General features: G+C 41.8%; 13 protein-coding genes and 1 tRNA gene. 7 read left to right on the top strand and 7 right to left on the bottom strand.

Features of this window, described 5'->3' with window-relative positions; all coding sequences use genetic code 11:
• Nucleotides 1-79: 79 nt before the first annotated feature.
• The 6 genes from ACE1CI_RS04015 to ACE1CI_RS03990 all read left to right on the top strand — a co-directional run bounded on the left by ACE1CI_RS04015 (nucleotide 80) and on the right by ACE1CI_RS03990 (nucleotide 6,712).
• Entirely contained in the window at nucleotides 80-1,906 is a 1,827-nt protein-coding gene (locus ACE1CI_RS04015; RefSeq protein ID WP_413268275.1) for a R3H domain-containing nucleic acid-binding protein, read from the top strand.
• Nucleotides 1,907-2,196: 290 nt separating this feature from the next.
• Nucleotides 2,197-2,268 (top strand) — tRNA-Gln (locus tag ACE1CI_RS04010).
• A 49-nt stretch (nucleotides 2,269-2,317) separates the two neighbouring features.
• Nucleotides 2,318-3,100 (top strand): HAD family hydrolase, encoded by a 783-nt coding sequence (locus tag ACE1CI_RS04005; RefSeq protein WP_413268276.1) that lies wholly within the window; start codon nucleotides 2,318-2,320, stop codon nucleotides 3,098-3,100.
• 19 nt (nucleotides 3,101-3,119) lie between these two features.
• On the top strand, nucleotides 3,120-3,506 hold the full coding sequence (locus tag ACE1CI_RS04000) for a nuclear transport factor 2 family protein (protein WP_413268277.1): 387 nt from the start codon (nucleotides 3,120-3,122) through the stop codon (nucleotides 3,504-3,506).
• A 98-nt stretch (nucleotides 3,507-3,604) separates the two neighbouring features.
• Nucleotides 3,605-5,497: an alpha-amylase family glycosyl hydrolase gene (locus ACE1CI_RS03995; RefSeq protein WP_413268278.1), complete on the top strand. Its 1,893-nt coding sequence runs from the start codon at nucleotides 3,605-3,607 to the stop codon at nucleotides 5,495-5,497.
• A 12-nt stretch (nucleotides 5,498-5,509) separates the two neighbouring features.
• Nucleotides 5,510-6,712 carry a DNA double-strand break repair nuclease NurA gene (locus ACE1CI_RS03990; protein ID WP_413268279.1) on the top strand — a complete coding sequence of 401 codons (1,203 nt, stop codon included), beginning with the start codon at nucleotides 5,510-5,512 and terminating at the stop codon, nucleotides 6,710-6,712.
• Between the two features lie 64 nt (nucleotides 6,713-6,776).
• Here ACE1CI_RS03990 and ACE1CI_RS03985 read toward each other — a convergent pair whose 3' ends face one another.
• From ACE1CI_RS03985 to xseA, 4 genes are all read right to left on the bottom strand, one after another.
• A complete protein-coding gene (locus ACE1CI_RS03985) occupies nucleotides 6,777-7,139 on the bottom strand; it encodes a hypothetical protein (protein WP_413268280.1) in 363 nt (120 codons plus the stop codon).
• A 2-nt stretch (nucleotides 7,140-7,141) separates the two neighbouring features.
• Nucleotides 7,142-7,465 (bottom strand): DUF433 domain-containing protein, encoded by a 324-nt coding sequence (locus ACE1CI_RS03980; protein WP_413268281.1) that lies wholly within the window; start codon nucleotides 7,463-7,465, stop codon nucleotides 7,142-7,144.
• A gap of 109 nt (nucleotides 7,466-7,574) precedes the next feature.
• Complete coding sequence (xseB, locus tag ACE1CI_RS03975) at nucleotides 7,575-7,826, bottom strand: exodeoxyribonuclease VII small subunit (protein ID WP_413268282.1); 252 nt, start codon at nucleotides 7,824-7,826, stop codon at nucleotides 7,575-7,577.
• A 114-nt stretch (nucleotides 7,827-7,940) separates the two neighbouring features.
• Nucleotides 7,941-9,224, bottom strand: a complete 1,284-nt coding sequence (gene xseA, locus ACE1CI_RS03970) for an exodeoxyribonuclease VII large subunit (protein WP_413268283.1) — start codon at nucleotides 9,222-9,224, stop codon at nucleotides 7,941-7,943.
• Nucleotides 9,225-9,428: 204 nt separating this feature from the next.
• Here xseA and recA point away from each other — a divergent pair, with 204 nt between their 5' ends.
• On the top strand, nucleotides 9,429-10,532 hold the full coding sequence (recA, locus tag ACE1CI_RS03965; RefSeq protein ID WP_413268284.1) for a recombinase RecA: 1,104 nt from the start codon (nucleotides 9,429-9,431) through the stop codon (nucleotides 10,530-10,532).
• A 93-nt stretch (nucleotides 10,533-10,625) separates the two neighbouring features.
• On the opposite strand, the gene ACE1CI_RS03960 is transcribed toward recA, so the two are convergent.
• The 3 genes from ACE1CI_RS03960 to ACE1CI_RS03950 form a co-directional block, all read right to left on the bottom strand.
• The gene (locus ACE1CI_RS03960; protein ID WP_413268285.1) at nucleotides 10,626-11,357 is read right to left on the bottom strand and encodes an FHA domain-containing protein; all 732 of its coding nucleotides are present in this window, start codon (nucleotides 11,355-11,357) and stop codon (nucleotides 10,626-10,628) included.
• Between the two features lie 685 nt (nucleotides 11,358-12,042).
• Nucleotides 12,043-12,945, bottom strand: a complete 903-nt coding sequence (locus tag ACE1CI_RS03955) for an alpha/beta fold hydrolase (protein WP_413268286.1) — start codon at nucleotides 12,943-12,945, stop codon at nucleotides 12,043-12,045.
• A 160-nt stretch (nucleotides 12,946-13,105) separates the two neighbouring features.
• Entirely contained in the window at nucleotides 13,106-13,453 is a 348-nt protein-coding gene (locus ACE1CI_RS03950; RefSeq protein ID WP_413268287.1) for a DUF1815 family protein, read from the bottom strand.
• Nucleotides 13,454-13,457: the final 4 nt, after the last annotated feature.

Genomic DNA, 13,457 nt, shown 5'->3' with positions numbered 1-13,457 from the left:
CGTCGGCAAGATTTTTGTATTACAAGCTTGACTACAGAGATTTGCGTCAACAAACAATTCCCTTTATCGCCAATTGCTCATGCCAATCAAGATGATCAATTCCAACGGTACAAGTCAACTGAATCAACAGGCAAATCCAGAATTAACAAAGAGTGTTAAAGACGTTACCGTGGGAAAAAAACTGATTACAGACGATCTTCATAAGTTACTAGAAATTTTGCCAGCGGATATTAGACTGGCTGTGGAGCAGCACCCATTAAAAGATACTTTGGTAGAAGTAGTATTAGATTTGGGGCGGCGACCTGAAGCGCGTTTTCCTGGCAAAGCTGAATATCTTTCCGAACAGCCTGTTTCACGGGAAGATTTGAGTTATTGCATTAGTCGGGTAGGGCATTTTAGCGGCGATAACCGAGCAGGCATTGAGCAAACCCTACATCGGATTAGTGCGATTCGCAACCGCACGGATGAGATTATTGGTTTAACTTGTCGTGTGGGTCGAGCGATTTTCGGTACGATCGGCATGATCCGAGACTTGGTAGAAACTGGCAAGTCTATTTTGATGCTAGGTCGTCCGGGCGTGGGTAAAACCACCGCTTTGAGAGAAATTGCCCGTGTTTTAGCGGATGAATTAGACAAGCGGGTGGTAATTATCGACACCTCTAACGAAATTGCTGGCGATGGTGATATTCCTCACCCTGCGATCGGAAGAGCAAGACGGATGCAAGTCGCCCGCCCAGAATTACAACATCAAGTGATGATTGAGGCTGTGGAAAACCATATGCCAGAGGTAATTGTCATTGATGAAATTGGCACAGAGTTAGAGGCGTTAGCGGCGCGTACCATTGCCGAAAGAGGCGTACAGTTAGTTGGTACGGCTCACGGTAATCGCATCGAAAACTTGATTAAAAACCCTACTTTGTCAGATTTGGTAGGGGGAATTCAAGCTGTTACCTTGGGTGACGAAGAGGCGCGGCGCAGGGGTTCGCAAAAGACGGTTTTGGAACGCAAAGCACCGCCAACTTTTGAAATTGCCGTCGAAATGATGGAACGGGAACGCTGGGTAGTTCACGAAAGTACTGCGGATACAGTAGATAGCTTGCTGCGCGGAAGACAACCGAGTTTGCAAGTGCGGACTGTGAACGAAGCTGGGGAAGTGAAAATTACCAGGGAGTTACCTGTTAACCCAATTTCTGCCCATCAACCTCAATCTACACCTACTTGGAAACCTAATGGTTGGCGTGCTTCGGGACAAATGACTCCTGTTTCTTCAGCTAAACCAGAAGTTTTGACCCAAAAGCAAAGCTTTGAGCAATTGTTGGATGCTTCTTTCCAAAAGGGTGGTTTTAAGCGAGATTTTGCTTTTGCTGAAGATGAGTTTATGGCGGGTCCGAATGGGGAAGATTTGCCACTGCATATCTATCCTTATGGGATTAGTCGTCATCAACTCGATCAAGTAATTGATGTGTTGAAGTTGCCAATTGTTTTAACTAAGGATTTAGATGGGGCGGATGCGGTTTTGGCGCTGAGATCCCATGTAAAAAATCACTCGAAACTGCGGCAAATTTCCAAAGCGCGTCATATTCCGATCCACACGATTAAGGCTAGCACTGTAGCGGAAATTACTCACGGTTTGCAACGGATGTTGCATATCGATGAGGGTGAACTGCTGGATATACCAGATTTGCGGCTGTTTACTAAGAATGGCAGCAATGACGAAATTGAGGCGCTGGAAGAGGCTAGGTTAGCGGTGGAACAGATTGTGATTCCGAAGGGACAACCTGTGGAGTTGCTACCTCGTTCTGCAACGGTGCGGAAAATGCAGCATGAGTTGGTGGAACATTACCGCTTGCGTTCTTCTAGCTTTGGTGATGAACCTAATCGACGGTTGCGGATTTACCCAGCTTAAGGTTCGTTGTGAACGCTTTAGCGTTAGAACACTGAAGTGTTCACAACAAACGGGTTGGTTGTGAACGCTTTAGCGTTAGAACACTGAAGTGTTCACAACAAACGGGTTGGTTGTGAACGCTTTAGCGTTAGAACACTGAAGTGTTCACAACAAACGGGTTGGTTGTGAACGCTTTAGCGTTAGAACACTGAAGTGTTCACAACGGACTTAAGAAAAAGCTTAAAAAATTCTTACTCAATTTCTTGACAAAACTAGGTAACTGAGTGCTAATATAAACAAGGTTAACGCAATGGGGTGTCGCCAAGCGGTAAGGCACCTGGTTTTGGTCCAGGCATTCCGAGGTTCGAATCCTTGCACCCCAGTTCATCGCCCTCACTTCTCAATCACACAATTTTGAAGGAGGGTATTTTTATGTCTGAAGTTAGTCCCACTATTTTAGCTCTGGATTTTGATGGAGTTGTTTGTGATGGGCTGATTGAGTATTTTCAGACTTCTTGGCGAAGTTATTGTAAAATTTGGCATCCTGCGGATGAAACGCCTCCAGAGGGTTTAGCGGCTGATTTTTATCGGTTGCGCCCTGTGATTGAGGTGGGTTGGGAAATGCCTATTTTGTTAAGGGCGTTGATTTTGGGTGTTTCCCAGGAGAGGATTTGGGCGGATTGGGTAGGTGTGGCGCAGCAGATTACTAGCGAGGAAGGGTTGAAAGCTGCTGAGGTGGGGGCGATTTTGGATGGGGTACGGGATGAGTGGATTGGTGAGGATTTAGGGGGTTGGTTGGGGTTGCATCGGTTTTATCCGGGCGTGATCGAGAGGTTGCAAAGTGCGATCGCCAATTCAGTTAAAATCTACATTGTCACTACGAAAGAGGGGCGTTTTGTTCGTCAGTTGTTGCAAGAACAAAGTGTGGAAATCCCGGAAGAACGGATTATTGGGAAGGAATATAAACGCCCGAAGTATGAGATTTTGCGGGAGTTAATCGCTGCGGGTGGAAGTGCGGTTAAGATTTGGTTTGTGGAAGATAGATTGAAGGCGTTGCAGTTGGTAGAACAGGAATCGGATTTAGCTTCGGTCAGGTTATTTTTGGCTGATTGGGGTTACAATACTCAGCAAATACGGGATTCGATCGCAAATAATAACCGAATTAAGTTGTTATCGCTTGATCAATTTACGCAAGATTTTGCGGCTTGGGTTTAACTATTAGTTTGTAAAAATAATGACAGATAGTAATGATGTTTTAGAGGCTAACCAAGCTTTCTATCGCGCTTTTGAAAAGAAAGATATCGAGGCGATGGGTAATATTTGGTCTAAGGGTGTGGCGACTGTTTGTGTCCATCCTGGTTGGAATGTTTTGCGGGGTTGGAAGGAAATCGGTTATTCTTGGGAACAAATATTTAAAAATACTAGTTACGTGGAAATCGATGTAGAAATTGTTACTACTGAAATTCGGGGTGATTTGGCTTATTTGGTGTTGGTGGAAAATGTGTTTCAGGTTTTGGGTGGGAGGAGAACTCAAGCAAAGTCTTTAGCAACTAATATTTTTGAACGGATGGGGCAAAAGTGGTATTTAATTAATCATCATGGTAGTCCGATTATGCGGTAGTTTTGAGTTAGGATTTTTTTGAACCGCAAAGGACGCAAAGGACGCGAAGGAAAGAGGAAGAGAAGGGCTATTTCTCATTGAAATGGAGGTTTAATCTGATGGTACAAATTCCTGATTCTCAATTAAAAGTTGATAGTACAGCTGCAAAGGCGGCGGCGGGTTTTTATACGAAAGAGGTTACACCAAGTAAGTACGCAGATTTTGAGTTTTTGTTTACTCGGGCGATCGAATTTCGTCAAGAAACTATTTATTTTATTATTGTCGATCGCTTTAATGATGGCGACCCTGATAATAATCTTGGCCCAAATCCTGCACTTTACGATCCAACTAAGCAAAAGTGGGGGAAATATTGGGGCGGAGATTTGCAAGGGGTTATTGATAAGTTAGATTATTTAAAAAATATGGGTGTAACGGCAATTTGGTTGTCTCCTTTGTTTGAACAAGTGGAGGAATCACAGTTTGATTTTGCTGCAATGCACGGTTATTGGACGAAAGATTTTAAAAGAATTAATCCCCGTTTAGTTAATAGTAATGAGTCTACTTCTCTGTTTGAATGCAATGTTTTCGATCGATTGATTAAGGAAATGCACAAACGGGGAATGAAGTTAATTTTAGATATTGTTTGTAATCATAGTAGTCCTGATGTGAATGGACATAAGGGGGAACTTTATGATGATGGGGTGTTAATTGCTGATTTTTATAATGATGTGAAGAATTGGTATTATCACAATGGGGAAATTACTGATTGGGAAGATGAATGGCAACTTTTATATTGCGAACTTTCGGGATTAGCTACTTTTAATGAGAGTAATATTGATTATCGTAATTATATTAAATCTGCTATTAAACAATGGTTAGATCGTGGGGTAGATGCTTTGCGCGTGGATACGGTAAAACATTTACCTGTTTGGTTTTGGCAAGAATTTGTTGGAGATATTCAAACTCATAAACCTTCGGTTTTTATCTTTGGTGAATGGGGTTTTAGCAAACCTTGGGATGGCAAATCTGTGAATTTCACCAATAAGTCAGGAATGTCTATTTTAGATTTTGCTTTGTGTGAAGGAGTTCGGGCGGCGTTAGCGAAAAATAGCGAAGGGGGTTTTCATTTAATTCAAGATGTGTTGAATTTGGATTATTTGTACGATCGCGCCACTGAACTAATAACTTTCATCGATAATCATGATATGCCACGATTTCAAAGCTTGAATTCTGACCCAGAAATTTTGAGATTGGCGGTTAATTTAATTATGACATCGCGGGGGATTCCTTGTATTTATTATGGTACGGAACAGTATCTTCATAATGATACAAATGGCGGCAACGATCCATACAATCGCCCAATGATGGAAAAGTGGGATATGGATACGCAAATTTATCACGATTTGCAACTTTTATCGAAATTAAGAAGAATAAATCCGGCGGTTTCTTTGGGAAGTCAGGTACAAAAATATTTGACTCCTGATGTGTATTGTTATGTGCGCCGTTATAGAGATTCTCGCTGTTTTGTGGCGATGAATAAAGGTGATTATGTGAAAATTGATATTCCTTCTACTGATTTGGAAGATGGAGAATATATCTGCATTTTATCAGGTCGGAAGTTTGAAGTTAAAAATGGACAATTGCTAGGGTTAGAACTCAAGAGAAAAGAAATGATTATCCTCAGTTATTTGGGAGAGAGAGTTAAGGGAAAAACTATTGCGCGAGTCCAATTAAATGGAGTAAAAACTAAATTTGGGGAAACAGTTGTGGTGACAGGAGATTGTCCTGAGTTAGGGAATTGGGATATTAGTAAAGCTTACCCGTTAGAGTATATTAATTCTAATACTTGGTTTGCCGAAATTCCGTTTAATGAGAGTGCGGGAAAGGCGATCGCATACAAGTACGCGATGTGGCGAGAAAACCAAGAACCGTTGCGGGAAAACTTGGTTAACCGTCGCTGGATTTTAGTTCCCGAAGGTACGGTAAAATGGCAAGATAACTGGGCGTGGTGAGAATTTAGAACTATGCTAGATCTAACAAAGATTGCGCGACAAATGCAGGGTTTAAGCGAACACTTAGCGGCGGAAAGTGTTGCTAGTCGTCAACGGTTAGAGATAGCGCAAAAGTTGATGGTGGAGGCGACTGCTAGACAGGAAGAGTTAGTGGAGATACAGGAGAGATGGCGCGATCGCATGATTTTTTCTGTACCTACTCCAGTGGAACCTTTAGATCGTTGTATTGATATTCCCATTCCGCCAAAAGTTCACACGGTTATTGCTACAGATGGTTCGCAAATTTCACCGAGTCACCATGAAATTGCTTATTGTTATTTGATAAATATTGGGCGGGTGGTGTTTCATTATGGACAAGGAAGATACCCTTTATTAGATAGTTTACCGGAAGTTTTTTACCGACCTGAAGATTTATATATTTCCCGCCAATGGGGTATTCGAGTTGAAGAATGGATGGGGTATCGGCGGACTGTTTCGGAGGCGATCGCTTTAGCAGAGTTAGTTACAAGTTGGGTACAATCTCAAAGAGAGGGAAATTTTCAAGTACCAACTTTAGCGTTGGTGGATGGTTCGTTAATTTATTGGTTTTTGGAAGGTTTACCTGGGGATGCTTGCGATCGCATTTTACCGCCAATTTTAGAAGCTTGGGAACAAATTCGTTTAGCAGAAGTTCCCCTTATAGGTTATATTAGTGCGTCTCGAAGTACGGAAAGTTTAAATTTACTTCGCTTACAAGCTTGCCCTCATCCTACTCCTAATTGTGTGGTTAATTGTGGTGATGCGGATGAGAAAAAACCGCCTTGTCAGGTTTTTGATGCTTTGCGAGATCCGCCATTTTGGTTGTCTATTTTAAAACCTGGACAACGTACTCCTTTATGGAAAAGTACGATGCGAATTTTAAATTTATATGGGGAAACTCAGACAATTTATTTTTGTTATGTTCATGTGGGAAGCGAAATTGCTAGAGTAGAATTCCCTGCTTGGGTAGCAGAAAATTCTACTTTATTGGATCGAGCTTTAAGTTTAATGTTGGGACAAATTCAAAAGGGTTATGGTTATCCAATTTCGTTGTCGGAGGCGCATAATCATGCGGTAGTTAAGGGGGACGATCGCGCTCGTTTCTTTGCTTTTTTGGAACAACAAATGATTAAAGCTGGATTGAAAAATGTGGGAATTTCTTATAAGGAAACTCGCAAGCGGGGTAGTATTGCCTGAAGAATTTACTTATTTGATATTAGTTTTTGAATCGCAGAAGATTCAGAGATAGTTTGATTAAAGATTAAGGAATAGGTAGAAAGGTAATTCGATCTTGATATTCGGTTTTAAATGAGTATTTAGCAATCATAATTAATTCATTTATGGTTTCGCCAATACCCATGTCTTGATTCAGGATAAAAATACCTGGAATATGACGATCTTGAGCGAGATGATCTGCAAGGTGAACGGGCATGGAACGGCGGTTATTAGTGACAAGAATACATCCATAAGTTTCACACCAAATTAAGATTTCTGGATCTAAAGTGCCTTTGGGGGGTGTGGCAGGTTCTCCTACAACTTGAATCACTAACTCCGGTTCACGGCGGCGGAGTTGTTGAGGATAAAGAGGGTTAACATTTTCATCAATAAGATATTGAATTATCATCTTTATTTTTGAGCTTTTTGGGTAGCCTTAATTTCCATCAATCTCTTAATTCCGGGGTGGGGATTTTTTCGTTGTTCTTCTCGCATTTGGTGGCTCCACTCTAGCCATTCAGTGATATATTGACTGACTTTTTCTTTTTCGTGATGGTAATAAAGAATTGTGGCATAAACTTGTTCTAAAGTCACAGTGGGGTAGGTTTGAGCGATTTCTTCTGGGGTACGGGCGCGGTAGATATATTCATATAAAATAGTTTCGATACCAACTCGCGTACCTTTTAAACGAATATCGTCGGGTGCTAAAAAGTTAAAGTAGTCTTCTAGCTGCATATTACTTTCTCCTGGTTAATTAAGATGGCTCTCCCGTACTTGTGGTGATAACGCAAGCTGATAAGTTAGAACAATAAAAGATGAACTATGGAAATTGATTGTTTGGTACTCAAAAACTCTCTGCCTCTTCTTCCAATGTTTCAATTAGTAAATTGACCTTTTGCTTCTTTTGTGCCAAAAAATTCTGACACTTAAGCAACGCTTCAACTGCGATCGCAAACTCATCAAACACCTCCCCCAACTCCAACTCCCCCGATTCAATTTCCGCGACTATTTCCTCAACCCTCGCCACAGTTTCCTCATAATTAAAACCCTGTTGCAGCGAAACCTCTTCCGACTCTTTCCGAATAGACTTACTCATCAAAAAAACCTCTTTCTTCTCTTCTCTTCGCGCTCTTTGCGTCCTTTGCGGTTTAATAAAATAAAGCTCTCGAAAAAAACCCAAATCGTTCTTTTTTAAACGCAGATGAATACTTTACTTTAACCTTTGCGAACCTCTGCGTCCTCTGCGTCTCTGCGGTTCCAAATCTTCTAAAACCTCTCTCACCTCAACCTTAACCTTTCCCTTCCCCAACTGAATTAATAACTCCTCCCCAACCTGCAAACCTTCATCAGATTTTACAATACCTCCCGCCTGATTTCTCACCACAGCATAGCCTCTTTGTAAAACCGACTTGGGATCTAAAGTTGCCAACTTTTGCTGTAATAACTGACAACGTTGATTAGCTGCTTCAAACTGCTGTAACGTTGATTGAATTAACCTTTGCTGTAACCAAGAAAGCGATCGCCCTTTCTCCTCAACAAATCGATCGATCCGCAAACGCCGCAACCGATTTTTTAATAATAAAACTCGACTCTCCTCCCTTTCAACTTGCCGATTTATCACTTTCCGTAAATGCAAAACTCTTTCTTGATGCTCAATAATTAAATCATCTAATCTGGGAACAACTTTTTCGGCTGCTGCTGTCGGAGTATGGGCGGCAAAATCAGCTGCTAAATCAGCCAAAGATTCATCTCTTTCATGCCCAATTCCTGTGACAATGGGAATCGAACATAAAGCGATCGCTCTCACCACTCTTTCATCATTAAAACAAGCCAAATCTTCAACTGAACCTCCACCACGCCCCAAAATTATCACCTGGGCCCGTTTGTCTTTTTCTACTCGTGCGATCGCCTCTACAATCGAGTCAGGTGCTTGTTCCCCTTGTACGATCGCTGGAGATAACAACACCTGTAAACCAGGGTAACGCTGTTTCAGAGTCTTTTGAATATCTCCCCAAGCAGCAGCTTGCGGGGAAGTGACAACCGCGATAGTTTGGGGATGAGGAGGAAGCGATCGTTTTCTTTGAGGATCGAACAAACCTTCCGCTTGCAAACGGTTTCGCAACTGCTGCAAGCGTAACGCTTGTAAACCTTCCCCTGCTGGCAAAACTTGGAAAACTCGCAGTTGATACTCTCCCCGCTGACGATATAGAGTCAAACTGCCGAAAACTAGCACTTGTTCGCCTTGGGTGGGCATTTGTACCAACTCTTTCACCAAGTTACCCCAAACCACGCAGCGAATCGATGCTTTACCGTCGGAGTCTTGCAGGGTGAAAAATAACCCTTTAGAATGTCGATTAGCACTAGAAACTTCTCCGTATATCCAAACCTGTGTCAGATTTGCGTCTTGTTCTAGCAATTCTTGAATGTAGTCGGTGATTCCGCCTACTGATAAGGCTGTTTCTAGTATCAGATTATGGGAAAGGTGAGAATTCATATAAACTCAAGGGCAACTTAAAAAAGCTTAAAGCACCAGATTCGCTGGGAATGCTAGACTCCCATTAAACAAACGTCTTAACAATATAGATTAATCAAGCTTGGACGTTCTGAGCGGGAAAATCTAAACTAGAATAGTATATCTGTTCTAGTCCTGACTTCCAGACCAACAGTTTTTAAACCTCCTAACCCATGAGGCGCGGTAATGACTATTGCATCAAATGATATCGCTGGCAAGGAAAAATCCCAAAACGCTGGCAAGGAAAAAGCCCTAAACCTAGTACTTAAACAAATAGAGAGTCAATTTGGGAAAGGGGCGATCGTCCGATTGGGAGATGCCACTCGCATGAGAGTGGAAACCATCCCCAGTGGCTCTTTAACGTTAGACTTAGCCTTGGGTGGTGGCTTACCCAAAGGGCGGGTAATTGAAATATATGGGCCAGAAAGTTCGGGGAAAACGACGGTAGCGCTACACGCGATCGCAGAAATTCAAAAATTGGGTGGCGTTGCTGCTTTTGTCGATGCAGAACACGCTCTAGATCCCACCTACGCGGCGGCGCTAGGCGTGGATATTGAAAATTTACTCGTTTCGCAGCCCGACACTGGTGAAGCAGGGTTAGAGATTGTCGATCAGTTAGTGCGATCGGCAGCAGTTGATATTGTAGTTGTAGACTCGGTAGCCGCCTTAGTACCCCGCGCTGAAATTGAAGGCGACATGGGCGATGCTCACGTAGGTTTACAAGCGCGGTTAATGAGCCAAGCTTTGCGGAAAATTACTGGTAACATCGGTAAATCTGGTTGTACCGTGATTTTCCTCAACCAGTTGCGGCAAAAGATCGGTGTTACTTATGGTAATCCCGAAACTACTACTGGTGGTAATGCGCTGAAATTCTACGCATCTGTCAGACTTGACATTCGGCGGATTCAAACTTTAAAGAAAGGCACTGACGAGTTTGGGATTCGCGTTAAAGTCAAAGTTGCCAAAAACAAAGTTGCGCCTCCGTTCCGTATTGCCGAGTTTGACATCATCTTTGGCAAAGGCATTTCGACAATGGGTTGTATTGTGGACATTGCTGAGGAAACTGGCGTAATTATCCGTAAAGGCGCTTGGTATAGCTACAACGGTGACAATATCGGTCAAGGTCGGGATAATACTATTAAGTATTTGGATGAAAATCCTGAACTGGCACAAAAAATTCAACAAGAAATTCGGGAAAAACTCGATAAAGGCGCGGTTGTCTCTGCTAATTCAGTGGCGCACCCAAGCGATATTGAGGAAGAAGATGAAATTCTTGATGTAGACGAATAACTTAATTGAGAGACTCTGATTACAGGGTAGGGGTAATTCATGAATTGCCCCTACCCTGTGACGAGAGTCTTTTCTGTTTTTTTCTCTAAAATTCTAAGCGGAAGTTTGACGACTGGTGAGAAAGCGATCGAGAATTTCTGAACGCTGTGTCGGAGTTATATTGAACATCGTAGATGGCGAAGCTTCTTCCCCAGGAAAAGGTTTTTGCCTTTGATGAATCGAAGTATCTTTATCTCCAATGGGCTCAGGTTTATTTTCTTCCTCCATCTTCGCTTGCAGATACTCTGGCTTAGCTACTGCGGGTTCAGTTATTGGCAACTCATTCATTTGTGCTACTATTTCTGAGGACAATGGCTCCAACTTTTGCGCTGATTGCGCTAAGAAAAAGGAAATAGTCAAGCCTCCCAAACGAATTTGATCGCCGTCTTTAACTAGTTGTCGATGGAAAACTGGCTCACCGTTGACAAAGGTGCCATTAGTACTATTGAGATCTATTAAGTAGAATCCTTCGTTTTCTACATATTGGAGTGCAGCATGATGGCGCGAAATCCATTGATCTTTTAATGTTAAGGCTAAACGGCGATCGCGTCCTATAATCCAAATTTTCTGTGGTTGGAACAGTGTTTGCGTGTTTCCATTCACCAAGTTAGTGATCAGGTAAACTTCTCTTTCTTGTACAACACCCTGGACATAAGTTGGAACTCTGCTACTTAAATAGGGAAATGATAAATTCTCTAGTTGGAGAATCTCATCCAGTAGACCACGATTATGTTCATAAATTTTGAGAAACACTTGGTACAGACCAAGGCGTTTTTCTAGTTCCATAATTTACAAGGTTTCAGATTATAGTCAGTGCATCCCTGTTGACACACCCAGATTAACCGTGATTTTCCAGATATTCAATCTGAGATTACACGAAGGCTAGTATTTATTATTGTTGTGCTTGGTTGTATATTCCAGTGACTCCTGCCAAAAGGCTAGGTTAGCAGCCATTGAGAAACGAAGTAACAACTTTTTATTTATTAATAGTGTTCCACTTTTAATATAAACCAAACAACTTCCTTACTTCCTGAGTAGTAATTTAACTTTATAGTTAAAATCTCTACCAGTTTAAGGTCAAGTACGGACGCTATTTTCTTCTTAGAAAGCACAACCATTAATACTTCGCCTATACCTAAAGTAATATTTTTTAGTTTGTTTGATACCCGCAAATTTACTGAAAAGAAAATTTTTGATTGGCAAAATTATTATTTTTTTATTTACAATGTTTTACTATCAGTAGCAATTTAAAGTAATTATTAAGATTAATAGAATTTACTTAGTCTACATATTTGAGTAGGCTAAATCAGCAAACTATCGATAGTCGTAAGTAAGAAAAGCTTTATCAAGCTGGACTATAAAGATAAAAGTAAAAGCCAAATTTGCCGGAAAAACCTTATAAATTCTCTTTTTTTTTGACTAAAAAACTGAGCCAAAGCTCAGTCTTCTCTAAACTTTGCTTTGGCGGTCTTTACCTTTTCTTGATAAAAAGTTTTTCTGACGAACGCAGAAAATTTAACAACTCTCTATTTACTGTGTCGGGAGCTTCTTGCTGTATCCAATGTCCGCAATTGGGAACAAATTTGAGTTGAAAGGGAGCAGCAATTAATTGGTCTAAATCTTGGGTAAGTTTGTTGCTTAAGAAAGAATCTTCTTCACCCCAAAGCACTAAAGTAGGAACTGTGACTAATTTAGTTTGTTCTTCCCGATGATGCAACCAAGCTTGGGGTGAAAGGATTTGGCGGTAATAATTAATTGCGGCTGTTAAAACACGGGGTTTTGCTAAAGCATTTTGGTAAATATTCATAACTTCGGTCGTGAAAGCTGCTTTGCGAATGGCGTGTTCTCGAAACAAGTTTTGGACGAAATTTTTTAGATTGTGTTGAATTAACCACTCTGGGAGCGCCGGAATTTGGAATAATAGCAAAAACCAGGTACGACGAAATTGGTCGATGTTACCGATTAAGTCTTTGACGAATTGTTGTGGGTGAGGTGCGTTGAGGATAGCTAGTCGATCGATACATTCAGGAAATTTCTGTGCTAAATTCCAAGCAATCACGCCACCCCAATCATGTCCTACTATGTGAGCGCGACTTTTGCCAAAACCCTGGATTAAACCGCGAATATCTGCGCTCAGTGTATCCAAATCATAGCCACTCGCTGGCTTATCTGAGTAGTTGTAACCTCGTAGATCGGGAACCACCACTTTAAAGTAACGTCCTAAAGCAGGTATTTGGTGTCGCCACGAGTACCAAAACTCTGGAAACCCATGCAAAAGAATTACTAATTCTCCTTCACCTTGGGTTACACAGTGCAAGCGAATGTCATTTGTCTTGACAAAATGGTGTTGCCATCCCGAATCAGGAGCGCTCATATTAAACAGCAGGCTAAAGGTGCCAATTGAACTAACATCTCTATCTTTAGATTAGCAGTTCAGCGTCGCTGAGGGAGTAGTTTCAGCATCTAGCCGAGAGAGCTAAACCTTGATGGTGTCAAGTTCTGGCTCGCCTGTGACATCTGCTTCTAGTATCTGCTTAGATTGCTTGTGCTACCGCAGCAGTGTAAACAGAAGGGGATTCGGGTTGAGATTTGAGCAAGTTGGCGAGTTCTTGTAGCTGAGCGATCGCTTCTGCGCCCTCTAGCTTCATCAATTCTCGATCGTCTCGCATCTCTGTCCAAGTGATGCCATAATCTGACACCAAAAATCTAATCAGGTGATTATCTCCCAAGCTGACCATAAAAGATGCGCTAGACATCTGATCGCCGCAAGTATAGCAAGAAGCCAAATAACCTTTGCGCTCCAGCACGATCGCCAGTGCTTGAAGATTCATCACCAGATCTTGGACAAACTGCGAGTGTTGTTTTGCAAGTCTGATAAACACTTTT

The organism is Floridaenema flaviceps BLCC-F50, assembly GCF_041929275.2.
GTDB classification, from domain to species: domain Bacteria; phylum Cyanobacteriota; class Cyanobacteriia; order Cyanobacteriales; family Aerosakkonemataceae; genus Floridanema; species Floridanema flaviceps.
This window is presented reverse-complemented; position numbering and strand designations above follow the sequence as displayed.

Excerpts from the sequence above, each read along its gene's own strand:
- ACE1CI_RS03995 (WP_413268278.1), top strand. The coding sequence starts at position 3,605 with ATGGTACAAATTCCTGATTCTCAATTAAAAGTTGATAGTACAGCTGCA.
- ACE1CI_RS04015 (WP_413268275.1), top strand. The coding sequence starts at position 80 with ATGCCAATCAAGATGATCAATTCCAACGGTACAAGTCAACTGAATCAA.
- ACE1CI_RS03990 (WP_413268279.1), top strand. The coding sequence starts at position 5,510 with ATGCTAGATCTAACAAAGATTGCGCGACAAATGCAGGGTTTAAGCGAA.
- xseA (WP_413268283.1), bottom strand. The coding sequence starts at position 9,224 with ATGAATTCTCACCTTTCCCATAATCTGATACTAGAAACAGCCTTATCA.
- ACE1CI_RS03960 (WP_413268285.1), bottom strand. The coding sequence starts at position 11,357 with ATGGAACTAGAAAAACGCCTTGGTCTGTACCAAGTGTTTCTCAAAATT.
- ACE1CI_RS03980 (WP_413268281.1), bottom strand. The coding sequence starts at position 7,465 with ATGCAGCTAGAAGACTACTTTAACTTTTTAGCACCCGACGATATTCGT.
- xseB (WP_413268282.1), bottom strand. The coding sequence starts at position 7,826 with ATGAGTAAGTCTATTCGGAAAGAGTCGGAAGAGGTTTCGCTGCAACAG.
- ACE1CI_RS03985 (WP_413268280.1), bottom strand. The coding sequence starts at position 7,139 with ATGATAATTCAATATCTTATTGATGAAAATGTTAACCCTCTTTATCCT.
- ACE1CI_RS04005 (WP_413268276.1), top strand. The coding sequence starts at position 2,318 with ATGTCTGAAGTTAGTCCCACTATTTTAGCTCTGGATTTTGATGGAGTT.
- recA (WP_413268284.1), top strand. The coding sequence starts at position 9,429 with ATGACTATTGCATCAAATGATATCGCTGGCAAGGAAAAATCCCAAAAC.
- ACE1CI_RS04000 (WP_413268277.1), top strand. The coding sequence starts at position 3,120 with ATGACAGATAGTAATGATGTTTTAGAGGCTAACCAAGCTTTCTATCGC.
- ACE1CI_RS03955 (WP_413268286.1), bottom strand. The coding sequence starts at position 12,945 with ATGAGCGCTCCTGATTCGGGATGGCAACACCATTTTGTCAAGACAAAT.